At 71.1% G+C, this 24,672-nt stretch carries 20 protein-coding genes; 12 read left to right on the top strand and 8 right to left on the bottom strand.

Annotated features, from left to right (window positions below):
* The first annotated feature begins 46 nt into the window (after window positions 1–46).
* A complete protein-coding gene (locus BJ991_RS15215) occupies window positions 47–853 on the top strand; it encodes an ABC transporter permease (RefSeq protein ID WP_179491356.1) in 807 nt (268 codons plus the stop codon).
* Window positions 853–1,611: an ABC transporter ATP-binding protein gene (locus tag BJ991_RS15210; protein ID WP_179491355.1), complete on the top strand. Its 759-nt coding sequence runs from the start codon at window positions 853–855 to the stop codon at window positions 1,609–1,611. The genes BJ991_RS15215 and BJ991_RS15210 overlap by 1 nt, the downstream gene beginning before the upstream one ends.
* Here the strand turns inward: BJ991_RS15210 and BJ991_RS15205 are convergent, their stop codons facing one another.
* From BJ991_RS15205 to BJ991_RS15185, 5 genes are all read right to left on the bottom strand, one after another.
* Window positions 1,612–3,078, bottom strand: coding sequence for a polysaccharide pyruvyl transferase family protein (locus tag BJ991_RS15205; protein WP_179491354.1), 1,467 nt, complete (start codon window positions 3,076–3,078; stop codon window positions 1,612–1,614).
* The gene (locus tag BJ991_RS15200; RefSeq protein ID WP_179491353.1) at window positions 3,027–4,013 is read right to left on the bottom strand and encodes a glycosyltransferase family 2 protein; all 987 of its coding nucleotides are present in this window, start codon (window positions 4,011–4,013) and stop codon (window positions 3,027–3,029) included. The genes BJ991_RS15205 and BJ991_RS15200 overlap by 52 nt, the downstream gene beginning before the upstream one ends.
* Before the next feature lie 14 nt (window positions 4,014–4,027).
* Window positions 4,028–5,938, bottom strand: coding sequence for a glycosyltransferase (locus BJ991_RS15195; RefSeq protein ID WP_179491351.1), 1,911 nt, complete (start codon window positions 5,936–5,938; stop codon window positions 4,028–4,030).
* Between the two features lie 123 nt (window positions 5,939–6,061).
* The gene (locus tag BJ991_RS15190; protein WP_179491349.1) at window positions 6,062–7,387 is read right to left on the bottom strand and encodes an O-antigen ligase family protein; all 1,326 of its coding nucleotides are present in this window, start codon (window positions 7,385–7,387) and stop codon (window positions 6,062–6,064) included.
* Window positions 7,384–8,787 carry an O-antigen ligase family protein gene (locus BJ991_RS15185; protein ID WP_179491347.1) on the bottom strand — a complete coding sequence of 468 codons (1,404 nt, stop codon included), beginning with the start codon at window positions 8,785–8,787 and terminating at the stop codon, window positions 7,384–7,386. Before BJ991_RS15185 ends, BJ991_RS15190 begins: the two co-directional genes overlap by 4 nt.
* Window positions 8,788–8,834: 47 nt before the next feature.
* Between BJ991_RS15185 and manA the strand changes: the two genes are divergently transcribed.
* The 7 genes from manA (at window position 8,835) to ahcY (ending at window position 17,633) form a co-directional block, all read left to right on the top strand.
* Window positions 8,835–9,992: a mannose-6-phosphate isomerase, class I gene (gene manA, locus BJ991_RS15180; RefSeq protein WP_179491345.1), complete on the top strand. Its 1,158-nt coding sequence runs from the start codon at window positions 8,835–8,837 to the stop codon at window positions 9,990–9,992.
* Between the two features lie 185 nt (window positions 9,993–10,177).
* Complete coding sequence (locus BJ991_RS15175) at window positions 10,178–10,507, top strand: WhiB family transcriptional regulator (RefSeq protein ID WP_179492854.1); 330 nt, start codon at window positions 10,178–10,180, stop codon at window positions 10,505–10,507.
* 167 nt (window positions 10,508–10,674) lie between these two features.
* Complete coding sequence (locus BJ991_RS15170) at window positions 10,675–13,743, top strand: glycosyltransferase (protein WP_179491343.1); 3,069 nt, start codon at window positions 10,675–10,677, stop codon at window positions 13,741–13,743.
* 100 nt (window positions 13,744–13,843) lie between these two features.
* Window positions 13,844–15,226: a DUF5719 family protein gene (locus BJ991_RS15165; RefSeq protein ID WP_179491342.1), complete on the top strand. Its 1,383-nt coding sequence runs from the start codon at window positions 13,844–13,846 to the stop codon at window positions 15,224–15,226.
* Window positions 15,227–15,299: 73 nt separating this feature from the next.
* Window positions 15,300–15,731, top strand: a complete 432-nt coding sequence (locus tag BJ991_RS15160) for a metallopeptidase family protein (RefSeq protein ID WP_179491341.1) — start codon at window positions 15,300–15,302, stop codon at window positions 15,729–15,731.
* Window positions 15,732–15,861: 130 nt separating this feature from the next.
* Window positions 15,862–16,068 carry a DUF3499 family protein gene (locus tag BJ991_RS15155; protein WP_179491340.1) on the top strand — a complete coding sequence of 69 codons (207 nt, stop codon included), beginning with the start codon at window positions 15,862–15,864 and terminating at the stop codon, window positions 16,066–16,068.
* A gap of 44 nt (window positions 16,069–16,112) precedes the next feature.
* Entirely contained in the window at window positions 16,113–17,633 is a 1,521-nt protein-coding gene (ahcY, locus tag BJ991_RS15150) for an adenosylhomocysteinase (RefSeq protein ID WP_179491339.1), read from the top strand.
* Between the two features lie 13 nt (window positions 17,634–17,646).
* Here the strand turns inward: ahcY and BJ991_RS15145 are convergent, their stop codons facing one another.
* A complete protein-coding gene (locus BJ991_RS15145; protein ID WP_179491338.1) occupies window positions 17,647–18,510 on the bottom strand; it encodes an RDD family protein in 864 nt (287 codons plus the stop codon).
* 18 nt (window positions 18,511–18,528) lie between these two features.
* Here BJ991_RS15145 and BJ991_RS15140 point away from each other — a divergent pair, with 18 nt between their 5' ends.
* From BJ991_RS15140 to katG, 3 genes are all read left to right on the top strand, one after another.
* Window positions 18,529–19,524 carry a stage II sporulation protein M gene (locus BJ991_RS15140; protein ID WP_179491337.1) on the top strand — a complete coding sequence of 332 codons (996 nt, stop codon included), beginning with the start codon at window positions 18,529–18,531 and terminating at the stop codon, window positions 19,522–19,524.
* A 63-nt stretch (window positions 19,525–19,587) separates the two neighbouring features.
* Window positions 19,588–20,025 (top strand): Fur family transcriptional regulator, encoded by a 438-nt coding sequence (locus tag BJ991_RS15135; protein ID WP_179491336.1) that lies wholly within the window; start codon window positions 19,588–19,590, stop codon window positions 20,023–20,025.
* Window positions 20,026–20,072: 47 nt separating this feature from the next.
* Entirely contained in the window at window positions 20,073–22,349 is a 2,277-nt protein-coding gene (gene katG, locus BJ991_RS15130; protein ID WP_179491334.1) for a catalase/peroxidase HPI, read from the top strand.
* Window positions 22,350–22,438: 89 nt separating this feature from the next.
* On the opposite strand, the gene aqpZ is transcribed toward katG, so the two are convergent.
* Both aqpZ and BJ991_RS15120 read right to left on the bottom strand, forming a co-directional pair.
* A complete protein-coding gene (gene aqpZ / locus BJ991_RS15125; RefSeq protein ID WP_179491332.1) occupies window positions 22,439–23,227 on the bottom strand; it encodes an aquaporin Z in 789 nt (262 codons plus the stop codon).
* A 124-nt stretch (window positions 23,228–23,351) separates the two neighbouring features.
* The gene (locus tag BJ991_RS15120) at window positions 23,352–24,665 is read right to left on the bottom strand and encodes a DUF58 domain-containing protein (RefSeq protein WP_179491330.1); all 1,314 of its coding nucleotides are present in this window, start codon (window positions 24,663–24,665) and stop codon (window positions 23,352–23,354) included.
* Window positions 24,666–24,672: the final 7 nt, after the last annotated feature.

Raw genomic sequence — 24,672 nt, 5'->3', positions numbered from 1 at the left:
CGGTCAACTCCGGGCACCTGTGAGTCGGCCCCGTAGGATCGTTGGCGTGACGACAGCCACCGTCGGCGTACCGGGATCCCCCCGTCGCTACCTCCATTCCCTGTGGCTCCTGTCGGCGCGAGACCTCCGCGTCCGCTACGCGACGAGCGCGCTCGGCTACCTGTGGTCGGTGCTCGATCCGCTCCTGATGAGCGCGATCTACTGGTTCGTCTTCACGCAGGTCTTCCAGCGCACGGTCGGCCAGGAGCCGTACATCGTCTTCCTCATTACGGCGCTGCTGCCGTGGGTGTGGTTCAACTCCGCCGTGTCGGACTTCACGCGCGCGTTCAGCAAGGACGCGCGCCTCGTGCGGTCCACCGCGATCCCGCGCTCGATCTGGGTGAACCGCATCGTGCTGAGCAAGGGCCTCGAGTTCCTCTTCTCGCTTCCGGTGCTCGCGCTGTTCGTCATCGTGGCGCAGTTCTCCAAGACGCCCGCAGAGCTCAACTGGGGTTTGCTGTGGATCCCCGTCGCGGTCCTCCTGCAGACGGCGCTCCTCGTCGGCCTCGGCCTGCTCGTGGCGCCGCTGTGCACTCTCTACACCGACCTCGAGCGCGCAACGAAGCTCATCCTGCGCCTGCTGTTCTACGCGTCGCCGGTCATCTACAGCATCGGCGACCTGCCGGGGATCTTCCCGACGCTCGCCGTCTTCAACCCGCTGTCGGGGATCTTCACGCTGTACCGCGTCGGGTTCTTCCCCGATGTGTGGGACACGCTCGCCGTGGTGATGGGCGCCGTCATCTCGCTCGCCTTCCTCGCGCTCGGGGCGTTCGTGTTCCGTCGCCTCGAGCGTCCGGTGCTGAAGGAGCTGTGATGTCCGACACCACGCTCACGACCGACGTCGCAATCCAGGTGCGCGACCTCGGCATCCGGTTTCGTCGCAATCGCCGCGGGCGTCGCAACTTCAAGGATCTGTTCGCCGACTCGTCGCGGCGCAGTCGCCCGGGGGAGTTCTGGGCGCTCCGGGACGTGACCTTCGACGTGCGTGCCGGCGAGGCGATCGGTGTCGTCGGGCGCAACGGCCAGGGCAAGTCGACCCTCCTGAAGCTCGTCGCGGGCGTGTTGCTTCCCGACGAGGGGAGCGTGCGGGTGCACGGCGGCGTGGCCCCCCTGATCGAGATCACCGGCGGCTTTGTGGGGGACCTCACCGTGCGTGAGAACGTGCGTCTCACCGCGGGGCTGCACGGCATGTCGCGCGCCGAGGTCGAGCGGCGGTTCGACGACATCATCGCCTTCGCCGAGCTCGATGGCTTCCTCGACACCCCCTACAAGCACCTTTCGAACGGCATGAAGGTGCGCCTCGCGTTCGCCGTGGTGTCGCAGCTCGAGGAGCCGATCCTCCTCGTCGACGAGGTCCTCGCGGTCGGCGACAAGGCGTTCCGCGAGAAGTGCTACCGGCGCATCGACGAGCTGCTGGCCGCGGGACGAACACTCTTCTTCGTGTCGCACAACGAGAAGGATCTACGGCGGTTCTGCACGCGCGGCCTCTACCTCGACAAGGGCCGCCTCGCGATGGACGCGCCGATCGGCGAGGTGCTCGACCGCTACAACTCGGACTACGCCAGCGGCTGATCAGCGCTTCCTGCGCATCCGGGCGAAGGGGACCCGAGCCGCCGCATAGAACCGTGCGAAGACGCGGCCCACTCTCCACGTCGCCGACCCGAGCATTTTCGCGTTCTCGGCATCAAGGCGTTCGGCCTCTGCGCGCGTCGTGCGCAGCCTGCGCAGTGCTACGTTGAGCGCGGATTCCAGCTCCGCCGCTGCCACCTGAAGCTCCCGCGACTCCTCGACTCGCATCGTGAGGAGGTCTTCGACTCTCTCCGCGGAGGTCGCCCGATCGCCCGCACCCGCCAGGTACGTGATCGCGGCCTCCACGCTAGCTTCGGCCTGGTCCGCCAGGAGGTCTCCGACCTCATTCGGATCCGTCCGTTCGAGCGCGTGCTCAACCGCCCGCGCGACATCCGACGGCTCGACGGCATACGGGAAGTTGGGATCCCACGTCTCTACGTATGAGTCGAGCTTCGGCTTCTCGATGCTTATGCGGCGAACGCCGTACGCGGACGCGATGATGCGCCCGTGAAGGGAGCTGCCCAGCCACAATCGTGCCCGGGAGATCTCGCGAACTCGATCCTCGATCCCCATCGCCGAGGACAGCTGGATGTCGATTTCCGGCCTGCGCTTCGAGACCAGCTCTCGCAGCCGCTCATACATCTCCACGGAATCGTGGTCGGGAGCAGTCCCCGCCGTGAAGAGACGCACAGGGAGGGCGCTCAAGTCATCCGTGCCGGCGAGCGCATCCGCCCACGCGGCGAGTCCGAACTTGCGCACATGCGCCTCTGAGATCTGGACGAGCACATCGTCGGTGCGCTCGTGCGCGGCCGGCATGACGCGCGCGATGGTGTGGATCAGGTCCGGCGCGAGCCGGTGGGGCACGCCGTGCTCCGTCAGCAGTCGACTCGACGACGAATCTCGGACCGAGACGAAGCCGGCTTCTCGGATCGCAGCGAGCGCGGTCACCTGTCGCCACGCGGGCAGCGCGGCGATGCCGGCGACACCGGCGGAGTTGATCGCGAGACGCGCGTGTCGACTCCGCGGAAAGGCGCTCGGTCGAGGGATGTACGGGGAGTCGAGGTGCGCGCCGCCCATCGCGGCCCGCATGAGGGCATCCTGCTCGGCGGCGGGCAGGCGCTGGAACTCGGGCCACGACTCCCGCGGGATCGACGTGCGGTACGCGTACCAGCGCTGCGTCGCGCCGACTTCGCCGCCGACGGTCCAAAGCCCGTCGTAGCCCTGGGCCGAGAGAAGGGCTCCGGATGACGGGACGGCGCGGCCCAAGGGCTCCGGCGATTCATTCGCGATCGGCGCAGCCCAGTCGATGTCGATGCGACCCGTGGCGTAGTGGGCGGATACGACCTGGAACAGGAGATCCCCGACGTTGTCGCGCTCGTACGCGCCGCTCGCAAGGATCCGCGGCAAGGACGCGCTCGTCATCGCGGCGCGCTGCCGGACGTCGTCGCGAGGGGTGGCATCGGCTGCCACGACCGGTCGTTCGCGATCTTCCGGCCGTCGCGGATGCCACGGAGGAGGTTCGACGTGCCGCGGATCGTCCGCTCGACGAAGATGAGCCGGATGAGCTCCTTGCAGAACGTCATGAACGTGCCGAGCCCGAACAGCACGGGGTTGTAGACACCCAACGCGCGGTAGTACCGCTTGATGATCGCGCGGTTGCGCATGATGTAGTACCGGTACGCGTTGCTCGACGCGTTCAGGTGCCGGATGCCCATGTCCCACTGCTTGATCTCGCGGGTGCGGCGTAGCACGAACTCGTCCACGATCACGGACTGCGTCTTGCGCGACGCGAGCCAGCCGTACAGCTGGTCGTCCCAGTAGATGAAGAACCGCGGGTCGGGCAGGCCGATCTCGCGCACGACATCGCGGTGGATGAACATGCCCTCGAAGCATCCGGAGTTCATCGGCTTGTAGCCGCTCTCGTCGAAGCCCGCAGGGGCGAACGGGATCGGGATGCCCATGCGCTCGGCGATGCGGTACTGCCAGTAGAACTCGCTGCCGTCGTAGTCGTACCGGCGGCCCTGGATGCTCTTGAACCGCGGCGCCCACCTGCCCATCTTCGCGAGGCCGTCGGGGATGACCTCGACGTCGTCGTCCATGAGCCAGATCCACGTCGAACCCAGCTCGTACGCGACTCGCATGCCCTCGCTGAAACCGCCCGAGCCGCCCGTGTTCGTCTCGAGCCGGCGGTAGACGAGCTGTGACGGTGCGAGGCGCTCGCGGAAGGACTCGACGACCTCGGTCGTGTCGTCGACCGACGCGTTGTCGACGACGACGATGTGCCCGGGCTTGGGGTCCATGCGCTCGATGCTCTCGAGCAGGCGCGAGAGGAGGTTCGAGCGGTTGAACGTCACGATGGCGATCGTCGCGGTCGCCGGATCGAACATTTCGGTGCTGGGGGTCATCGGAGAGACCATCGTCACTTCGACTCCTCGAACGTCTTCCGCCAGGACTCGAGCGACGTGAGCTCGCCCATCGCGTCGCGGTACCGCCGCGACAGCTCGGGCCACCGTCGCCGCAGGCGCGCGTGCAGCACGACCGTGTCGAAGAGCATCCGGCGGTACTTGCGGCGGTCGCGTGTGTAGATGTTCTTGCCCGACCCGTCGGCGGCGCTCACGAGCGCGCTGTCGAACAGGGGCAGCCGCCACCAGTAGGCGTCGCCCTTGCCGAACTCCACCTCGGGCGTCGTGAGGTTCTCGGGCCGCGGGGCGTGGATCCAGTGCGACACGAGGGTCGAGAACGTGAACCATCGCAGCCGCAGCCCGGTCGGGCTGTCGAACGTGTGCTTGCGCTGACGCTTGAAGACCTGGCGGCCCTTGCGCGAGCGCATCGGCACGCCGGAGTCCTTGTGGACGACCGTCTCGGGAAAGTCTTTCGCGAGGGCGCGCACCGCGGGCAGCGTGGTTTCAAGACCGGCACGCATGTGCTCCGGCCCGGAGAGGATGTCGCGGATCGCCCGGTGACGCAGCGCCACGGGGTAGTACTGCATCATCATGAGGTGCTTGAGATCCATGCGACGGCTGTGACGCAGCAGCGTGCCGCCGCGCGGCATGGCGGAGTGGATGAGGGCCGCAACGATGCGATTGCGGGCGTGGAAGTACGCCTGCCAGTCGATCTGGTCGTCCTTGCCCACCCATGAGACGTGCCACAGCGCGACGCCGGGCATCGACACGGTCGGGATGCCGTGCTCGCGCGCACGGAGGCTGTACTCCGCGTCATCCCACTTGATGAATGCGGGGAGCGGAAGCCCCGTATTGCGGAGAGCTTCGACCGGGATGAGGCACATCCACCAGCCGTTGTAGTCAGCGTCGAGCCGCATATGCAGCATGGGCGACTGGCGCAGGTTCGCCGCGCTGAAGTCGTGCGGCATCTCCTCCTGATAGAGCGTGCGCCACATGAACGGGACGTCGTCGACGACCTCGGCCCACGCGTGCAGCTTGGGGCGGTCGAGGAGATCGAACATGTGCGCGCCGACGATCGTGGGAACGGTCGCGAAGCGTCCGAAGACGATCGAGCGACGGATGGACTCGGGCTCGATGCGGACATCGTCGTCGAGGAGCTGCACGAACTCGCTCTCGGAACGGGCGAGCGTCTCGGACATCGCACGCGCGAAGCCGCCCGAGCCGCCGAGGTTCGGCTGCGTCACGATCTGGAGGGTCTCGCCGAGCGCGGCGGAGACCTCGGGATACGTCTCCTCGGCGTCGACCCGCCGGTCGCCCTGGTCGACGACGAAGACGCGGTCGATGAGTTCGAGCACCTCGGGTGACTCGGCGAGGTTCCTGAGCGTCCAGATGCAGTAGTCGGGCTTGTTGTACGTCGTGATTCCGATCGACGCCTTGCCTTCGCGCGCGGGCGCCGTTTCGGTGGTCCACTCCGCGCCGTTGAAGATCGCATTGCGCTCGTCGGCGACGATGTCGAACCAGATCCAGCCGCCGTCGCTGTACTGGTCGAGCGTCAGGTCGAACGTCGAGGTCGCGTCGCCCTCAACCTCCCGCGTCTCAAGCCGCTGGCGCACGCCCGAGCCGTTCGACCGGTAGACGAGGATCGTCGCGGGCCCGCTCGTGCGCACGGTGAGGCGCACGTCGCGGACGGGAGTCCAGTGCTGCCAGTACGACGCGGGGAAGGCGTTGAAGTACGTGCCGAAAGAGACGCGGCGCCCCGCGACGATGCGGGCCCGGTGGCGATCGAGGACGTGCCCGAGTTGCGCCCTGTTGGACACGCGCACCGGTTCCTCGTCGATGACCGACCACGTTTCGGGGTCTACATAGAGCGGGAGGAGGTCGGGGTCGCGGTCGAGAGGGAAGACGACGTTCTGCAGGACGTGAGGCACGCAAAGTCTCCGAGGTTGGCGGGGGCGCGAGTCGTCGAGCCGAGTGACGATCCTACCTTGCGCTCACGTGGGTTCCCTGCGTGGACGGCGGTCGGGCGCGAGCCGTCCGGCATCCGGTTCTGCTCACGCCTCGTGCGGCAGCCCCGCGCCCTCGGCGACGTCGTCGACCGGGCCCTCTCGGAACCGCTCGCGCCACGAGCGGGACTGCCCCGCGCGCACGGCGCACAGCACGAGCATGAGCCACCCGAGGCCGAAGAGCGTGAAGCTCTCGAAGATCGAGTCGACGAGCAGGGCGACGAGGATGAGCGGCGTCCACGCGTACACGACCGCCCGCCGCTCGCTCGCGTCGAGCCACGAGCGCACGAGGGCCGCGCCGGCGAGCCCCGCGAACAGCACGAGCCCGACCCACCCGAGCTGCAGGAGCACGTCGAAGTACGCGTTGAGCGCGCTCGCGTGGTTCTGCTGCAGCCAGTAGTTGAGGCCGTTGAAGGGGAACTCCGTCTGCACCCACGGCCCGAACCAGCCCCACCCCTGCACGGGACGGAACCGCACGTAGCCGATGATGTCGACCCACAGCTCGGTGCGCATCGCGAGGTCGGTGCGCGCGCCGAGGAGGGAGATGATCGGACCTCGCGCGAGATACGCGATCGCGAGCCCGAGGACCACGACGACCCCGATCGTCCATTGCAGCGCGGAGCGGCGCTCCGGCCGCGTGTGCCGAACGAGGGCGAGCACGCCGGTCGCGAGGCCCACCGCGGCCGCGAGCACGACGACCGTGGGGGAGTCGCTCAGCGCGGCGAGGACGCCTGCCAGGACGACGGAGTACAGCGACAGGCCGGGCCGCACGGACTGCGTGCGGTATTCGATGAGGAACGTGATGAGCGCGATCACCGCGACGAAGCCCAGCGCGTTGCGGGTGCCGAAGATGCCCTGGATGGGGCCGAACGACGCGATGTTCCCCTGCACCCCGAGGAACTCGAGGGGCGTGTCGATGAGGATGCCGGAGAGCACCTCGATGCCGAGCGAGATCGACAGGAGCATCCGCAGCACGTCGCCGAGCGCCCGCGCGGTCTGCAGCGTGTCGCGGATGTGCCCGATGACGACCGCGAGGAACGCCACGCCGAGCGTGTAGACCCAGTTCCAGAACGACATCGTCGGGTCGGAGCTCCAGAACACGCTCGCGAGCATCCACGCGAGGAGCACCAGCAGCGTCGTGGGCACGAGGCGCAGGAACGAGATCTCGCGCCCGCGGCTGACGAGCACTCCCGCGCCGACGACGCACAGCACCGCCACGATCGTCGCGTACGTCACGCGGCCAGCGAGGCGCTCGATCGCGAACGCCGCGAATACGGTGCCCAGCACGGCGAACGTGTACGCGCGCGCGAACTCGGCTGAGGCCAGGAGCACGCCGAGCCACGTCGGGGCGCTCCGGCGGGGCGCGTCGCTCACGGCACCCGCTTGGTCGGCTCGCCGCGCTCGATAGCGAGCGTCTGCTCAGCGGGTCCGACGCCGATGTGCGGCGCCTGCTTGATCTTCGCGCCGAGCATCACGAGGAACATCCAGCCCCACAGCAGCAGCGGCGTGGACTCGGCGAGCCCCTGCACGAGCAGGATCGCGCCGACGAGCGTCGGCAGCAGCGACAGGGGCGAGTACGGTCGATCGGCGCGCAGATCCCAGCGCGGCCGGTCGATGGCGAAGAACCACGACCGCCAGACGAAGGCGAAGAACGTGATCGCGATGAGCACGACGCCGACGATGCCGAGCTGCAGGTAGACGTCGAGCCACATGTTATGTGCCTGCATCACCGTCTGCCCGTGGTCGATGATCCAGCCGTCGAACGCCGGCTCGGAGGGGATCCACGGCGTCGCGAACCCCCAGCCCGCGAACGGGCGCTCGGCCGCGCGCTCTGCGACCGCCTGCCAGATCGCCTCACGACCGGTGAGATCGGAACTGCGACCAAGTGCCTCGAAGATCGGGTCGCGCAACAGCAGCAGCGCGATCGCGCTCCCCAGCCCGATCGCGGCGTAGGCGAGGTAGTACTTCGTGCGCTCGCCGGGGCGCTTCGCGGTGCGCATGAGCAGGACGGTCGCGAGCACGAGCGCGACGGCGGCCGCCGCGACATAGGCCGTGGCCGACGAGGCGCGCACGAAGAGGTACGCCGACACGCCGATCCAGATCCACAGCACGACCTTGCGGGGCGCACCCGAGGCGAGGCGGATCGCGAAGACGATGATCGCGAGCAGCGCGACGGGCCCCAGCAGGTTGGCGTTGCCCATGATGCCCTGGATGCGTCCGCCGTCGAAGAGGTTGTCGCGCGACCAGTAGACGATCGGATCGTCGGCGGGCTCCGTCGGGATGACGAAGCGCGGCAGGATCGGCCCGCCGATGAAGATCGAGACCCACAGCTCGAACGCGAGCGACAGCGCGATGACCCACTTGAGGGCCGACGCGATCGCGCGCACGAGCTCTCGCCATGTGAGCATCGCGCCGACGAACAGGGCCTGCAGGGTCGTGATCGCGAGCAGCAGCCAGGTCGTGGCGGATGCCCCCGGCCACGCCGACCACGCGATCGACAGCGTCGCCCAGCCGACGTACCCGAGCGCGTACCAGGGCAGACGCCGCCACTGGTACGCCGGCCGCACGAGCACCCACAGGATGATCGACACGCCGGCCGAGGCGATCGTGATGGCGGCGGTCGTCTCTGCGCCGAAGGCGTTGATCAGCGCCACGCCCGCGAGGGCCATGAACAGCACCAGGATGCACCAGCCCCGCAGCAGGTGGTGCCTCGTCTTCTCCCGCGGCGGCGCGACCGGCGGGGCCGACGCCGGATGCTTCGTGTGGATGGCCATCGCGCACTCAGGCTACCGCGCGCGTCGCCTCGATCTAGGCTGGTCGCGTGCTGGTCCCCTTGTCGAACGTGCCCCGTGACTACGCGTGGGGGTCTACGACCCTCATCGCCGAGCTCGAGGGTCGCAAGCCCGCAGGCTCTCGAGAGGCCGAGGTGTGGTTCGGCGATCATCCCGGAAGCCCCGCGAAGACGGCCGACGGCCGCACCCTCGACCGCTGGCTGCGCGAAGAGGGCGGGGCATCCGGCGTTCCCGATCGCCTGCCGTATCTGCTCAAGCTGCTCGCGGCCGCCTCGCCGCTGTCGATCCAGGCGCACCCGTCGAAGGCACAGGCACGAGCCGGGTTCGAGCGCGAAGAGACGGCGGGCGTTCCGGCCGACGCCGCTCACCGCGTCTTCCGCGACGACAACCACAAGCCCGAGCTCATCGTCGCCGTGAGCGACACGTTCACCGCGCTCGCGGGTGTGCGCGACCTCGCCGCGACCCGGCGGATGCTCTCCGAGCTGGGCGACGCGGGTCGCGCGATCGCGGATCGCCTGACGGGCGAATCGGATGCCGCCGCCGTCCGCGACACGATCGCGTGGCTGCTGTCGGGCGAGGCGCACGCCGAGGTCGAGGCGGTGGTCGCCGCGGCATCCGAAACGGAGTCTCGGGAGTTCGGGGCGGAGTTCGGGTTCATCCGACGTTTCGGCGCGGCCTTTCCGGGCGATCCCGGCCTCGTGGTCGCGCTGCTCATGAACCTCGTCGCGCTCCGGCGCGGGGAGGCGCTGTTCGTCGACGCGGGCGTGCTCCACGCCTACGTCGAGGGGCTCGGGGTCGAGATCATGGCGGCGAGCGACAACGTGCTCCGCGGCGGGCTCACGCCGAAGCACATCGACGTCCCGGGGCTCCTCGAGGTCCTCGATCCCACGCCGGGGCCGGCGCCCGTGCTCGAGGCGCGGGAGGTGGCATCCGGGGTCGATCTCTACGCCCCGGGTGTGCCGGATTTCGCGCTCGTGCGGGTGCGCGTCGACGCGGGAGCGGATGCCGCGGTCGCGCTTCGCGGCGCGGCGATCGCGCTCGCCGTGGCGGGACCCGTGACGGTGTCCGATCCCGAGACCGGCGAGAGCGTCGTGCTCGACGCGGGCCGCGCGGTGCTCGCGGCGGGAGCCGATCGGCTCGTCCTGTCGGGCGCGGGCGAGGTCTTCATCGGCGAACCGGGGGAGTGAACCGCCGTCCGATCGACCGGTAGATGGACTCCGTATCACAATCGTGACACGCCGTCGGCGCGTCCCTAAGGTTCATTCCGCGGTTGAGGCTTTACGATTCCCGACTTGACCGTCGAGAACTACACCGGTGTAATTACACCAACGCGCGACAAGCGTGCGGGGGGAAACACAGGGTGGAGAACGAGATGACGGGGGCTTCACAGTACCGTTCCGGCGTTCCCGAAGATTGGTACGTCGATCCGGTTCAGCTAGGCGTCCCGGGGGTGCGTCGGCCCGTTGAGGGCAATGACGACAATCCTCTGGCTTGGCAGACCGATGCGCTGTGCGCGCAGACCGATCCGGAGGCCTTCTTTCCAGAGAAGGGCGGGTCGACTCGTGACGCCAAGCGGATCTGCACGTCATGCGAGGTGCGCTCGGAGTGCCTCGAGTACGCGCTGCAGAACGACGAGCGCTTCGGGATCTGGGGCGGCCTGAGCGAGCGCGAACGGCGCAAGCTCAAGCGCCGCGCCGGCTGAAGACGGGCACGGGCAGGCGCCGCGCGGGGGTGCGGCGCCCAGAAGGTTTCGCGAATCGCACGTATACGAGCGGATTCGCGCCCTCACCCGACGTCCATTCGGGATCCGGGTCCTCCCGGCGCGTGGCGCCGGGTGCAGCCGGATCGTCCGCCTAGGCTGACGACGTCATGCCCGCCAGAGTCCACGCCATCCTCGTTGTGCGCGCCGACGGTCACCCGGCGGCTCCGTTCCACGCGCGACGGACTCTGGCGGCTCTCGACCGGCAGACAAGACTCCCCGATGACGTGACCATCGTCCTGTGCGGCGACGACCCGCGCACGCTCGAGGCCGTCGGAGCCGCCGCGGGCGGAGACGCCGAGCCCGAGTCCGCGTCCGCCGAAAGCGGGGCAACAGTCCTTCGGGCGCCGGCCGGCACGTCCTTCGCGGATGCGGTCGAGCTCGCGACCCGCACGGTGCAGATCCTGCCCGCGACCGAGACGTCAGCAGTGGCATCCGGATCCGCCGATGCCGTCGCGTGGCTGGGCGACGCGGCGTCCGGGGCCACGGCCGTGGCCCGAACGGCGACTGCCGAGCCTCCCGTCGCACGAACGGGCGACGCCGTGTGGCTCCTCGCACAGGACACCGCGCCCGAGCCCGCCGCTCTCGAGCGGCTGGCCGGTGCGCTCGAGGTCGCTCCGACGGCGGCGTTCGCCGCGCCGAAGCTCGTGCGCTGGGACGATCGCGGCGAGCTCGTGTCGCTGGGCGTGACGATGACCCGATACGGGCGGACGGTCGGCCTCGCCGACGGCGAGCTCGACCAGGGACAGCACGACGTCGTCGAGGACGTCCTGGGCTCGGACGTGCGCGGAATCCTCGTGCGCGGCGACGCGTGGCGCGAGCTCGGCGGGCTCGACCGCGCCCTCGCCGGCGCCGACGAAGGACTCGATCTCGGTGTGCGCGCCCGCCTCGCGGGCCACCGCGTAACCTTCGCGTCGCAGGCGCTCGTCGCCGTCGCAGGGGACGGCGTCGCAGGCCTGCCCACTCCGGTCGACGCCGTCCGCCGCCGGCACATCGCGTACGCCGCGCGCACGGCGCGGCTGCACCGCCGGCTCGCGTACGCGCATCCGGTCGCGCTGCCGTTGCACTGGCTCGCGATCCTCCCGCTCGCGCTGTGGCGCACGATCCGCCGCCTCGCGGCCAAGCAGCCAGGCCTCGTTGCGCCGGAGTGGGCCGCCGCGGCCGTGGCGCTCGTGCGCCTGCCGGCGATCGCGCGTTCGCGCCGCCGCATCCGCGAGATCCGCAAGGTGCCGTGGTCGCAGCTCGCGCCGCTGCGCATCTCGCAGCTCGAGCTGCGCGAACGGCTCGAAGAGGAACCGGATGCCGCGACCACGACGCCCGCACGCGGAGAGCTGCGCTTCTTCACCGGCGGCGGCGCGTGGCTCGTGCTCGGCGCGCTCGTCGTGTCGATCGCCGCGTTCCCCGCGCTGCTCGCGTGGCCCGTGCTCGGCGGCGGGGGACTGCTGCCGCTGCATCCGGTGCTCGGTCAGCTGTGGGCCGACACGGCCTACGGATCTCGCGCGATCGGCCTCGACACCGTGGGGCCGGCCGACCCGTTCGCCGCGATCGTCGCCGCCATCGGGTCGCTGTGGCCCATCGCGCCGTCGCGTGCGCTCGTCGTGCTGTGGGTGCTCGCGATCCCCCTCGCGGCGCTCGGCGGGTGGTTCGCGTCGACGCGTGTGAGCGATCGCCCGGTGCTGCGGTTCACCGGCGGAGTCGTGTGGGCGCTCGCGCCGACCTTCCTCGCAGCGCTCATCCAGGGCAGGCCGTCGGCCGTGCTGCTGCACCTTCTGCTGCCGTGGCTCTTCTACGCGGGGTCGGTCGCGCATCGCGCGTGGGTGCCGGCGGGCGCCGCTTCGATCGTGCTCGCCCTGTGCGCCGCGTGCGCACCGGCCCTCGCGCCGGAGTTCGTCGTGATCTGGATCGGCGCCCTCGCGCTGGACATCATCCTGCGCGGTGGGCGGGGCGTGGGCCGGATCGTGTGGGTGATGGTGCCCGCGGTGCTCTTCGCGGCGCCGCTCGTCTGGCACCAGCTGCGAAGCGGCTCCGCGCTCGGGCTGCTCGCCGACCCCGGTGTGGTGTGGTCGCGACCGCAGGTCGCGGCAGATGCCTCGGGCCGCGCATCGCTCGCCGCGGGGCTGCCGACCGGCGACCTCGCCGGCTGGGCGACGATGCTGCCCGCCGCCGACCTGTGGTGGGTCCCGCTGCTCGCCGCGCCCGTCGCCGTGCTCGCCCTCATCGCGCCGCTCACGCAGCGGTGGGCCGCGGGGGCGGTGCTCCTCGTCGTCGGCGCCCTCGGACTGGTGACCGCGTTCGCATCGGTCGGGCTCTCGGTGGCGTTCACGCAGTCGCAATCCGTGCCGATCTGGCCCGGCACCGGGCTGAGCCTCGCGTGGCTCGGAGCGCTCGGCGGCGCGCTCGTCACGCTCGACGCCGCCATCGGCTCCGGGCGTGAGCCCGGCCTCGGACACGTCGCCTCACCGGTCCTCGCGAGGCGCCTGGGCGCCGCTCGCGCGGGACTCGCGCTCCTCGTCATGGTCGCGATCGCGGTGCTCGCGGTGCCGAGCCTCACCGCGCTCACCCGCGGCGCCGCCCTCATCGGACTCGGCGACGCGAGCACACTGCCGGCGTTCGTCGCGGCAGAGGGCCGGGAGGATGCGGATGTCGGCACGATCGTGCTCCGTCCCCAGAACGAAGGCGGCGTCGCCGCCCGCGTGGTGTGGGGTGCGAGCGAGACGCTCGGCGGGCAGGCGACCATCGTCTCGACGCGCCCGCGCGCGACGGACCAGGACCGCGACCTCGCCGAGCTCACCGCCGACCTCGTGACACCCGCCGCGACCGATGTCGTGGCACGCCTCGCCGAGGACGGCATCGGCTTCGTGCTGCTGGCGCCGAGCGATCCGCCCGAGTCGGATGCGGCGCGCACGCTGCGCCTCGGCACCGCGACGTCGCTCGACCAGCGCGACGGCCTCGTCGCCGTCGGCGACACGGCGAAGGGCTCGCTGTGGCGCGTGACGGGGGAGGTCGCGCCCCGCCCGGCCGCGCCCACATCGGCCACCGCGCTCGCGGGCTGGATCACGGCGGCGCAGCTCATCGTGCTCGGCGTCGCGGTGCTGCTCGCGATCCCCACCGCGGCCTCGCGCCGCGCCGCTCGGCACACGTCGCGCGTGGTCGGGCCGCATTGGCAGGAGGGGCGATGAGTGCGCCCGGCGCGCCGATCGCCCGAAGGGGGCGATCAAGTGAGTACGCGGTACGCGTCCGGCGCGCCCAGCGCGCCGATCGCCCGAAGGGGGCGATCTCATGAGTGACCGTCGGATCTTCCGCTGGGCCACCACCGGCGCCCGCGCCATCGCCGGCACCGTCGTCGCCGTCGCGTTCGTCGTCGCCGTCGTGACCGCGGCGGGAGTGCCGTGGCCGACCTACGAGCGGCGCCCGGTCGAGGTCGCCGCGATGCCCGTTCCGTCGGCGTCGGTGCTCGTGTGCTCCGGCGATCTCCTCGCGCTCGGACAGATCGTGGAGGACCCCGACCAAGTGGTCGTCGCCGCCTCACAGTCCGTCGTCTCCGGGGCCGAGGACGGGGCGATGGCCGAGTTCGTCCTCGGCGGCCCGGGGGCCCCGAGGGCCTACAGCAAGGAGCCTGACGGGTCGCGGCGCGTCGCGGTCGCTGCATCCGGCGCGGCGGCCGCCGACACGCCCTTCCTGCGCGGCTACGCCGCCTCGGCCTGCCGTCCGCCCCTCATCGAGTCGTGGCTCGTCGGCGGCTCGGGCGAGACCGGCGCGGCCGACATCGTCGTCATCTCCAACCCGGGACGCGTCGCGGCGACGGTCGAGCTCACCGTGTTCGGCGCGACCGGACCGGTCGTGCCGCCCGGAGGTGCGGCGATCGTCATCCCGGCGGGTCAGCAGCATGTCGTGCCGCTGGCCGGCCTCGCCCGCGGCGAGGCGAGCCCGATCGTCAGGGTGAGCGCGAGCGGCGCGCCGGTGACGGCGTCATTGCAGACGAGCATCACTCGCACGCTCGCGACGGGCGGCGTCGACCAGGTCGAGGCGATCGCGAGCCCGGAGACGGATCAGATCATCGCCGGCGTGCCCGTCATGGCCGGCGCGGCCGCCGACGGGCAGGTCGCGACGATCGCGCGCGTGCTCTCGCCCACGGCGGCCGGCACAGCGACCCTGACGGTCACTGATGCGCGCAACGCGACGCCGGCGCGCGAGCCGCAGCCGATCGCCCTCTCGGCGGGACTTCCGATCGAGGTCGACCTCGGCGGGCTGCCGCCGGGCGACTACACGGTCGAGGTGACCGCGGATGTCCCGATCCTCGCTGCGGTCTGGCAGACGACGGACTTCGCGCCCGGTGCGGACTTCGCGTGGTACACGCCCGCGCCGGAGCTCGAGGGGACCGCGATGCTCGCCGTTCCCGCCGGGCCGCTGCGCACGCTGAGCCTCGTCAACCGCGGCGAGGCGGAGGCGATCGTGAGCGTGAGCGACGGCGAGCAGTCGTCGCAGACCGTCGTTCCGCCGCTCGGATCGACGGTCGTGCGCATCGCGACGCAGGGCCTGGTGACGCTGGAGGCCACGGCACCCGTGCATGCGAGCCTGTCGCTGACCGGCGACGGTGCGCTCGCCGGTTTCCCTGTGTGGCCCGCCGACACGGGCTCCGAGTCCATCGTCGTCTATCCCTGAGCGGCCCCGCGGCGCCCATCCGCCGCCCGGCCATGGCGGCGCCCGCGACCGATCGCCCGCCTAGGATGGGCGCATGGCGTGGCGCAGAACCCGGAGCGCCGTGCGGCGGCCCGCGCGGCACGGTCGTCACGGGCGCGAAGGACGCAGCCCCGTGGTGCGGCCGCCCCTTCCTCCGCTCGACACGCGCGTCGACCGGTTCGACCTCGCGGTCACGACCGCCGCCGAGTTCCTCCGCTCGGCGTGGCCCGAGCTGCGCGACGTGCGCTTCGAGGTCGCCGACATGCCGCCCGCGGCCGACGCCGAGGGCATCCCGCGCTGGAAGGTGCTCGCCGACGAGCGGCGCATCATCCTCTACCGCCTGCCGATCGAGCGGCTCAGCCACCTCCACCGCAACGACGATCTCCACCGCCGCATGATGGTGGAGAGCTGCGTTTTCCGGGCCGCCGCGGAGTACCTCGACCGCGACCCGTGGGACCTCGGACCGGAGCGCTTCCGGTACTTCTGACGCGCGCCGGAGTGGTGCGCTTCGTCTCGCTTCGCTCGCTCAGCGACCGGGGTGCGGGTTCGCTCGCTCAACCGCCTGCGTGCGGCGTGCCCCCGCACGCTGCATCCGTCTCGCCTGTAGCGTTGCGGCGATGCGCGAGAGATTCTGCTCCAAGGTCGGGTGCGCCCGCGAGGCGGTGTCGACCCTGACGTACGACTACGGCGACCAGATGGCCGCGATCGGCCCCCTCGGCGGCACGCACGACCCGCACGCCCACGACCTGTGCGCGATCCACACCGAGCGGCTGTCCGTGCCGAAGGGCTGGGTCGTCGTGCGGCACGAGACGCTGCAGGTCTGAAGCGGGCCGAGGCGTCCTCGGCACGGGCGTGGGAGAATGGCCGGATGCCGATCGACGTCTCGCCTCGCTCCGCCTCGACCGACGCTGCCGCTAAGGCATCCGTCGGTCGCCTCGACTATGAGGTCGCCGACCTCTCGCTCGCCGAGGCGGGCCGCCACCAGATTCGTCTCGCCGAGAACGAGATGCCCGGCCTCATGGCGCTGCGCGAGGAGTTCGGTCCGACGCAGCCCCTCCAGGGCGCGCGCATCGCCGGCTCGCTGCACATGACGGTGCAGACCGCCGTGCTCATCGAGACCCTCGTCGCGCTCGGCGCGCAGGTGCGCTGGGCGAGCTGCAACATCTTCTCGACGCAGGACGAGGCCGCCGCCGCCGTCGTCGTCGGACCCAACGGCACGGTAGAGGCTCCCGCGGGCGTCCCCGTGTTCGCGTGGAAGGGCGAGACGCTCGAGGAGTACTGGCGCCTCGCCGACCGCATCTTCGACTGGACGGCCGAGGGCGCTGACGGCCCGAACCTCATCCTCGACGACGGCGGCGACGCGACCCTGCTCGTGCACAAGGGCGTCGAGTTCGAGAACTCGGGCGCCGTTCCCGACCCTTCGGCGGGCTCGGGGACCGGTGACACGGCATCCGCGGAGTACCGCGTCGTGCTCGACACGCTGCGCGCGAGCCTCGCGCGCGATCCGCAGCGCTTCACGCGCATCGCGAAGGACCTCATCGGCGTCACCGAGGAGACGACGACCGGCGTGCACCGCCTGTACGAGCTCTCGGCGAAGGGGGAGCTGCTGTTCCCCGCGATCAACGTCAACGACTCGGTGACGAAGTCGAAGTTCGACAACATCTACGGCATCCGCCACTCGCTGCCCGACGGCATCAACCGCGCGACCGACGTGCTCATCGGCGGCAAGGTCGCCTTCGTGGCCGGCTACGGCGACGTCGGCAAGGGTGCGGCTGAGGCGCTGCGCGGCCAGGGCGCACGCGTCATCGTCGGCGAGATCGACCCGATCTGCGCGCTGCAGGCCGCGATGGACGGCTACCAGGTCGCGCGTCTCGACGACGTGATCGGCGAGGTCGACATCGTCATCACGGGAACGGGCAACACGCGCGTCGTGACCGTCGAGCATCTCCTCGGCCTCAAGCACCTCGCGATCGTCGGCAACGTCGGCCACTTCGACGACGAGATCGACATGGCGGGGCTCGAGGCGCTCCCGGGCGTCGAGAAGGTCGAGATCAAGCCGCAGGTGCACGAGTGGCGCCTGCCGAACGGCCGCAGCGTGCTCGTGCTGAGCGAGGGGCGCCTGCTCAACCTCGGCAACGCCACGGGGCATCCGTCGTTCGTCATGAGCGCGTCGTTCGCGAATCAGGTGCTCGCGCAGATCGAGCTGTTCACGCGGCGCGCGCAGTACCCCACGGGGGTCTACACGCTTCCGAAGACGCTCGACGAGAAGGTCGCGCGCCTGCACCTGTCCGCCCTCGGTGCCCAGTTGACCGAGCTCACGCCCGAGCAGGCGGCCTACCTCGGCGTGCCGGTCGAGGGGCCGTACAAGCTCGACCACTACCGGTACTGACGCGTTTCAAGCGTCAGCGCGCCGGGAACCCGCGCGGCGCGGCCGGGCCCGCGGCGGTGAGGGCGTCGACGCGCTGCGCCTCGAGCGTGAGCGCGCGCAGCTCGCGCTCACGGCGGACAGCGGCGACGGCCCGCAGGAACGTCTCGGGATCGGCCGCCGGCACGGGCGACACGAACGCCCGCGTCTCGTGCGCGAGGGTCGACGCGAGCCGCACCCGCGCCGGAGGATCGAGCCGGTCGGCGCTCTGCGCGAACCGCGCGATGCGCCGGGCCAGCGTGTCCGGAAGGCGAGCGACGTCGGCTGTCGCAGCCCACGCCGCGAGCGACGGCGGCACGCCCGGCGCGGCCTCGGGGAGCCGCGGTGTGCGCGTGCGCTCCGAGTAGGTCCCTGCCACGAGGTCGCCCAGCCGTTGCGACCGCGGGGTGAAGGCGCCCACGATCGCCGCGACCGCGCCGAAGGTGAACCAGAGCTCGATGACGCCGATGAGTGCGCGGATGAACGCCTGACGGGAGCCGGATGCCCCGCCGTCGACGCGAACGATGCGGCCGCCCACCGCGAGGCGTCCGAGGCTGCGCCCCCGCGTCGTCGTCTCGACGACGGTCGGGATCACGACCATCACCAGCACGAGCACCGCGATCGTGAGGATGGGCAGGATGTTCGGGTCGATCGCCTCCTGCGCGAGGAGCCACGATGTCACGAGCGCGAACAGGATCAGCACGATGACGCCGACGAGGATGTCGATCAGCGTGCCGAGCGCGCGCAGGAAGTACCCCAGCGGCTGCACGTCGAGGGCGACGGCTTCGCCCGTGAGGATCTCGTCCTGGTGCAGCTGCACCACCGAGATCCCGGGTCCGGGCGAAGGGGCGGGGTCGGGCATGGGTACAGTAAACAGCAAATGGACCTGGACGCCCTCGCCGCCGCCCGCCGCGCGGAGTGGGCGCGGCTCGACGAACTGAGCCGCGCGCGGCGGCTCGCCGGCGCCGAGGTCGACGAGCTCGTGACGCGGTATCGCGCGGCATCCGCCGACCTCGCCGACATCAAGACGTCGGCCGGCCGCACCTCGCACGGCGACCACGTCTCGACGATGCTCGCTCGCGCCCGCCTGCGGCTCACGGGTGCGCCCGAGAACGTGCTGCGTCAGATCCCGCGGTTCTTCGTGCTGCAGCTTCCGGCCGCCCTGTACCGCGTGCGGTGGACGACGCTCGTCATCGCTGTCGCGTTCGTCGCGGTGACGACGGTCGTGGCCGGGTGGGTGTCGTCCGATCCGGCGCTCGTCGCGAGCCTCGGGGATCGTGCCCAGCTCGAGCAGTACGCCGAGAACGAGTTCACCGACTACTACACCGAGAACCCCGCCGCGGTGTTCGCCGGCACCGTGTGGACGAACAACGCGTGGATCGCCGCGCAGTGCGTCCTGTTCGGCATCACGGGCCTGTGGCCGATCATGGTGCTCGTGCAGAACGCCGTCGGCGTCGGCACGGCCGCGGCCGTCATGATCGCCTTCGACCGGGCGGACGTCTTCGTGCTGTACATCCTCCCGCACGGCCTGCTCGAACTCACGGCGGTCTTCGTCGCGGCGGCGGCCGGGCTGCACATCTTCTGGGCGTGGATCGCACCCGGTCCGCGCCGGCGTGGGGAGGCGCTCGCCGCTGCGGGACGGTCCCTCGCGACGGTCGCGATCGGGCTCGTGATCGTGCTCGCGGTGTCGGGCGCGATCGAGGGCTTCGTGACGGGGCAGCCGTGGCCGTGGCCGCTCAAGATCGGCATCGGCGCCGGTGCCCTCGCGCTCTTCCTCGTCTACATGCTGCTTGTGGGAGGGCGCGCGCACCGCGCGGGCGAGACGGGCGACCTGACCGAGTACGAGACGGGCACTCCGACGCTCACGGCGGGCTGACTCTCCCACTGGCCGGGGTCCGCTTTTTTTGGATTCTTCAAAACAACGGTAGGCTCGAAGGTGATGATCACCGACCCGCACCCCGATGCCCAGACCGCGATCCGCGGCGCCGGGCTCCGGGTGACGGAGTCGCGGAGAGCCGTCTACGAAGCCCTGTGCGAGCACCCGCACGCGAGCGCCGACGACGTGTTCGCGCGGGTCGTCGCCACCGTGCCCAGCACGAGCCTGCAGTCGGTCTACAACGCGCTCAACGACTTCGTCGACGCCGGCCTCGTGCGCCGCATCGAGCCCGCCGGCCGGGCGGGGCTCTTCGAGCTGCGCGTCTCCGACAACCACCACCACATCGTGTGCCGCTCGTGCGGCGCGGTCGAAGACGTCGACTGCGTGCACGGCGCGGCGCCCTGCCTGCAGCCGTCCGGCGAGCACGGCTACGCGCTCGAGGTCGCCGAGGTCACCTTCTGGGGCCTGTGCCCCGCATGCTCGACCGACGTGGCCGCCTGACCCGCAGCAGCCTGAGACGTCCACCCGCTCCCGAGGAAGGAACACCCATGACACAGATCGATGACACCAGCGGCATCGGCGAGAACCCGACCGACATCGACCAGTCCGTCACCGTCACCGACACCGAAGAGGCCTACGCCGAGCAGGCCGAGACGTGCCCGGTGATCCACACGCAGCCGCACCCCGCGACGGGATCGGCGAACCGCGTGTGGTGGCCGAACCAGCTGAACCTCAAGATCCTCGCGAAGAACCCCGCGGAGCGCAACCCGCTCGGCGAGGAGTTCGACTACAAGGCGGCGTTCCTGAGCCTCGACCTCGCCGCCGTGAAGAAGGACATCGCCGAGACCCTCACGACGTCGCAGGACTGGTGGCCCGCCGACTTCGGACACTACGGTCCGCTCATCATCCGCATGGCGTGGCACAGCGCCGGCACGTACCGCGTGACCGACGGCCGCGGAGGCGGCGGGGCAGGCCAGCAGCGCTTCGCGCCGCTGAACAGCTGGCCCGACAACGTCAACCTCGACAAGGCCCGCCGCATCCTGTGGCCGGTCAAGAAGAAGTACGGCCAGAAGCTCTCGTGGGCCGACCTCATGATCCTCGCCGGCAACGTCGCGCTCGAGACGATGGGCTTCAAGACCTTCGGCTTCGCCGGCGGCCGTCCCGACGTGTGGGAGCCGGACGACGACGTGTACTGGGGCCCCGAGACCACGTGGCTCGGCGACGAGCGCTACAAGGGCGACCGAGAGCTCGAGAAGCCTCTCGCGGCCGTGCAGATGGGCCTCATCTACGTCAACCCCGAGGGTCCGAACGGCAACCCCGACCCGATCGCGGCGGCCCGCGACATCCGCGAGACGTTCGGCCGCATGGCCATGAACGACGAGGAGACCGTCGCGCTCATCGCCGGTGGCCACACGTTCGGAAAGACGCACGGCGCGGCATCCGACTCTCACGTGGCCGACAACCCCGAGGCCGCCGGCCTCGAGGAGCAGGGCCTCGGCTGGAAGAACTCCTACGGCACCGGCAAGGGCGACGACACGATCACGAGCGGCCTCGAGGTCACGTGGACGTACCACCCGACCCGCTGGGACAACGAGTTCTTCCACATCCTGTACGCGTACGAGTGGGAGCTCATGGCGAGCCCCGCGGGCGCGCACCAGTGGCGTCCGAAGAACGGCATGGGGGCCGACATGGTCCCGCTGGCGCACTCCGACGGCAAGCGCGAGCCGCGCATGCTCACGACCGACCTCGCCCTGCGATTCGACCCGGAGTACGACAAGGTCTCGCGCCGCTTCAAGGACGACCCGGATGCCTTCGCCGACGCCTTCGCGCGCGCGTGGTTCAAGCTGACCCACCGCGACATGGGCCCGATCGAGCGCTACCTCGGCTCCGAGGTGCCCGGCGAGGAGCTCATCTGGCAGGACCGCGTCCCGCCGGTCGACCACCCGCTCATCGACGCGGCCGACGCCGCGGCGCTCAAGCAGAAGGTGCTCGAGTCGGGCCTCACGGTCTCGCAGCTCGTGTCGGCGACGTGGGCGGCCGCCTCGACGTTCCGCGGCAGCGACAAGCGCGGCGGCGTCAACGGCGCCCGCATCCGCCTCGCGCCGCAGAAGGACTGGGCGGTCAACAACCCCGCCCAGCTCGCGACCGTGCTCTCCACGCTCGGCGGGATCCAGCGCGACTTCAACGCCGCGCAGGCCGACGGCAAGAAGGTCTCGCTCGCCGACCTCATCGTGCTCGCGGGCAACGCGGCCGTCGAGAAGGCTGCGAAGGACGCGGGTGTCGACGTCGAGGTGGTCTTCCACCCGGGTCGCACGGATGCCTCGCAGGAGCAGACCGACGTCGAGTCGTTCCAGTACCTGGAGCCCGTCGCCGACGGATTCCGCAACTACCAGGGCCCGCTCGCGGAGCTCCCGGCCGAGTACCACCTCATCGACAAGGCGAACCTGCTGACGCTGACCGCGCCGGAGATGACGGTGCTCGTCGGCGGCCTGCGCGTCCTCGGCGCGAACTGGGACGGTTCCGAGTACGGCGTGTTCACCGACCGCCCCGGCGCGCTGACGAACGATTTCTTCGTCAACCTGCTCGACCTCGGCACGACGTGGAAGCCGCTCGACCCGGGTTCGCACGCGTTCGAGGGCCGCAAGGACGGCTCGGGCGAGCTCGTCGGCCGCGGCACGCGCGTCGACCTCCTGTTCGGCTCGAACTCCGAGCTGCGCGCGCTCGCCGAGGTCTACGCCTCGGACGACGCCCGCGAGAAGTTCGTGCGCGACTTCGCCGCCGCGTGGGGCAAGGTCACGGAGCTCGACCGCTTCGACCTGCGCTGATCCGCGGAACCCACGCAGGACCCTCGCAGAAGCCCGCCCCCGGTTGGTCGGGGGCGGGCTTCCGCGTTCTCGAGCGCTCGGCTGTCAGGTCACCGCGTGCGCGCCTCGCGCTGCGCGGGCGCCACGGGCTGCTTCTCGAAGAGGGCGCGGTGCAGGAATCCGGCGAGCACGCCTCCGACGAGCGGGAACACGAGGAACACCCACAGCTGAATGAGTGCGTCCGGTCCCCCGTAGATCGCCGCCGCGATCGAACGCGCCGGGTTGACCGACGTGTTGTCGATCGGAATCGACGCGAGGTGGATGAACGTCAGCGTGAGACCGATGACGAGCCCCGCGAACCCGGCGGTGCCGCGCTGGGGGTGCGTCACGCCGAGGATCACGAGCACGAAGATCGCCGTGAACAGGATCTCGGCGATGATCGCCGCCCCGAGGCCGAAGCCGCCGGGCGAGTGCTCGTCGAACCCGTTGCTCGCGAAGCCGGCATCCTGCGCCGACGACAGCCAGCCGTTCGGCCCGAACAGGCCGATGAGCACGAGAAGCGTCGTGCCGACCGCACCGCCGACGATCTGGGCGATGACATACCCGGCGACGTTGCGCCACTCGAAGCGGCCGGCCGCCGCGAGGCCGAACGTGACAGCGGGATTGAAGTGGCCGCCCGAGATCGGGCCCCACGCGTAGATGCCCGCCATGAGCGTGAGGCCGAAGGCGAGCGCGACCCCGAGGAACCCGATCCCCAACGACGTGCCGTTGGAGCCGGTGCCGAAATCGGCCGCGAACAGCGCGGCCCCGAGGGATCCGAACACGAGCAGGAACGTTCCGAGCGCCTCGGCGACGAGTTTCGTCGCGGTACTGGGGGCGCTCGCGGTGGCATCCGACATTTTGCGGACTCCTTCCTTTCGAGCGCGAGCGTAGCGTTCGGGCGTGTCGCTGAGACGGCGCCGCTCCGGGCGAGTCGGGGACCCGTGGCGTGTCGACGGATGCCCCGGGCCGCCGGTGGCGCGGTTAAAGGCGCCCCGCGGCCTTGAGCGCGAGATAGCGGTCGGCGACCTTCGGGGGAAGGTCGTCAGGCCCCGCGGAGATCGCCTCGGCCCCGGCGCGCGCGACGGCGGCGGCCACGCGCGCGGCGTCGCGCGCCGCCCGTTCGACCGCCGCCGCCCGGTAGACGTCGGCCGCGTCGGGTCGCACCTCGCGGTCGGCGGGGAGGGCCTCGGGGGAGTCGGAGACGGTCCCCACGAGCACGTGCGCGCGCCGCGTGAGGGCCGGCAGCGAGCCGAGGAAGCCTCGCGCGGCCTCGGGCGCGTCCTGCGCCGTGAGGAGCACGACGAGCGACGGGCGCGACGTGAGCGTGCGCATCTCGGCGAAGGCGGCATCCCAGTCGGTGTCGATGAGCTGCGGCTCGACGCCGGCCATCGCGTCGACCATCGCGGGAAGGAGTGCCGGTCCGTCGACACGGGTCACGCGCGCCCGCGTCACCCGGTCGAACATGAGCAGGTGCGTGTGGTCGCCGGCGCGAGTCGCGAGCGCCGCGAGCAGGAGCGCCGCCTCCATCGCGGCGTCGAGCCTCACGCCGTCACCCACGCGCGCGGCCGCGGTGCGACCGGTGTCGACGACGATCACGACGTGGCGGTCACGCTCGGGTCGCCACGTGCGGAGCATGGTCGTCGTCGCGCGCGCGGTCGCCCGCCAGTCGATCGAGCGCACGTCGTCACCGCGCACGTACTCGCGCAGGCTGTCGAACTCTGTGCCCTGCCCGCGGACCTGCACGCTCGTGTTGCCGTCGAGCTCCCGCAGGCGCGCGAGGCGCGAGGGCAGGTGGCGTCGCGCGGTGAACGGCGGAAGCACGCGGATCGCGCCACGCGACGCGATGCGCGCCTGGCGACCGGCGAGCCGGAGCGGACCCTCCGAGCGGATCACGACGAAGTCCGACACCAGCTCGCCGCGACGCCGCGGCAGGAGCGGCACCGCGATGCGACGGCGCTCACCGGGGGGCAGCACGACGCGCGGCCGATCCGCCGGCGCACCGGCGGTGGGCTGCCACGCGTCGCGCACGCGCGCCCGGACCGTGCGCGAGCCCGCGTTCGCGACCACGAGCTCCGTCGTGACGTGCTGGCCGAGGAGGGTGCGGCGGGCGCCCCTGCGCTCGACGCGGATCGCCCGCGGATCGGGGGCGGCCGCGGCATCCGCCAGCACCAGGATCGCGCTCAGCGCCACCCACGCGGCCGTCGCGAGCCATGCGTCGACGCCCGCGAGCGAGAGAAGCACGACCGGCACGACGCCGGCGGCGACGAGCAGGGGAGCGCGGAAGGTGAGGTACATGGGCGGC

The organism is Microbacterium immunditiarum (assembly GCF_013409785.1).
GTDB classification, from domain to species: Bacteria; Actinomycetota; Actinomycetes; order Actinomycetales; family Microbacteriaceae; genus Microbacterium; species Microbacterium immunditiarum.
Note: the sequence above shows the minus strand (reverse complement) of the source record. Positions and strands in the feature narration are given on the sequence as shown.

Excerpts from the sequence above, each read along its gene's own strand:
- katG (WP_179491334.1), top strand. The coding sequence starts at position 20,073 with ATGACACAGATCGATGACACCAGCGGCATCGGCGAGAACCCGACCGAC.
- BJ991_RS15160 (WP_179491341.1), top strand. The coding sequence starts at position 15,300 with ATGGCGTGGCGCAGAACCCGGAGCGCCGTGCGGCGGCCCGCGCGGCAC.
- aqpZ (WP_179491332.1), bottom strand. The coding sequence starts at position 23,227 with ATGTCGGATGCCACCGCGAGCGCCCCCAGTACCGCGACGAAACTCGTC.
- BJ991_RS15140 (WP_179491337.1), top strand. The coding sequence starts at position 18,529 with ATGGACCTGGACGCCCTCGCCGCCGCCCGCCGCGCGGAGTGGGCGCGG.
- BJ991_RS15185 (WP_179491347.1), bottom strand. The coding sequence starts at position 8,787 with ATGGCCATCCACACGAAGCATCCGGCGTCGGCCCCGCCGGTCGCGCCG.
- BJ991_RS15200 (WP_179491353.1), bottom strand. The coding sequence starts at position 4,013 with ATGACCCCCAGCACCGAAATGTTCGATCCGGCGACCGCGACGATCGCC.
- BJ991_RS15120 (WP_179491330.1), bottom strand. The coding sequence starts at position 24,665 with ATGTACCTCACCTTCCGCGCTCCCCTGCTCGTCGCCGCCGGCGTCGTG.
- BJ991_RS15155 (WP_179491340.1), top strand. The coding sequence starts at position 15,862 with ATGCGCGAGAGATTCTGCTCCAAGGTCGGGTGCGCCCGCGAGGCGGTG.
- BJ991_RS15145 (WP_179491338.1), bottom strand. The coding sequence starts at position 18,510 with ATGCCCGACCCCGCCCCTTCGCCCGGACCCGGGATCTCGGTGGTGCAG.
- BJ991_RS15135 (WP_179491336.1), top strand. The coding sequence starts at position 19,588 with ATGATCACCGACCCGCACCCCGATGCCCAGACCGCGATCCGCGGCGCC.
- BJ991_RS15165 (WP_179491342.1), top strand. The coding sequence starts at position 13,844 with ATGAGTGACCGTCGGATCTTCCGCTGGGCCACCACCGGCGCCCGCGCC.
- BJ991_RS15170 (WP_179491343.1), top strand. The coding sequence starts at position 10,675 with ATGCCCGCCAGAGTCCACGCCATCCTCGTTGTGCGCGCCGACGGTCAC.
- ahcY (WP_179491339.1), top strand. The coding sequence starts at position 16,113 with ATGCCGATCGACGTCTCGCCTCGCTCCGCCTCGACCGACGCTGCCGCT.
- BJ991_RS15175 (WP_179492854.1), top strand. The coding sequence starts at position 10,178 with ATGACGGGGGCTTCACAGTACCGTTCCGGCGTTCCCGAAGATTGGTAC.
- BJ991_RS15210 (WP_179491355.1), top strand. The coding sequence starts at position 853 with ATGTCCGACACCACGCTCACGACCGACGTCGCAATCCAGGTGCGCGAC.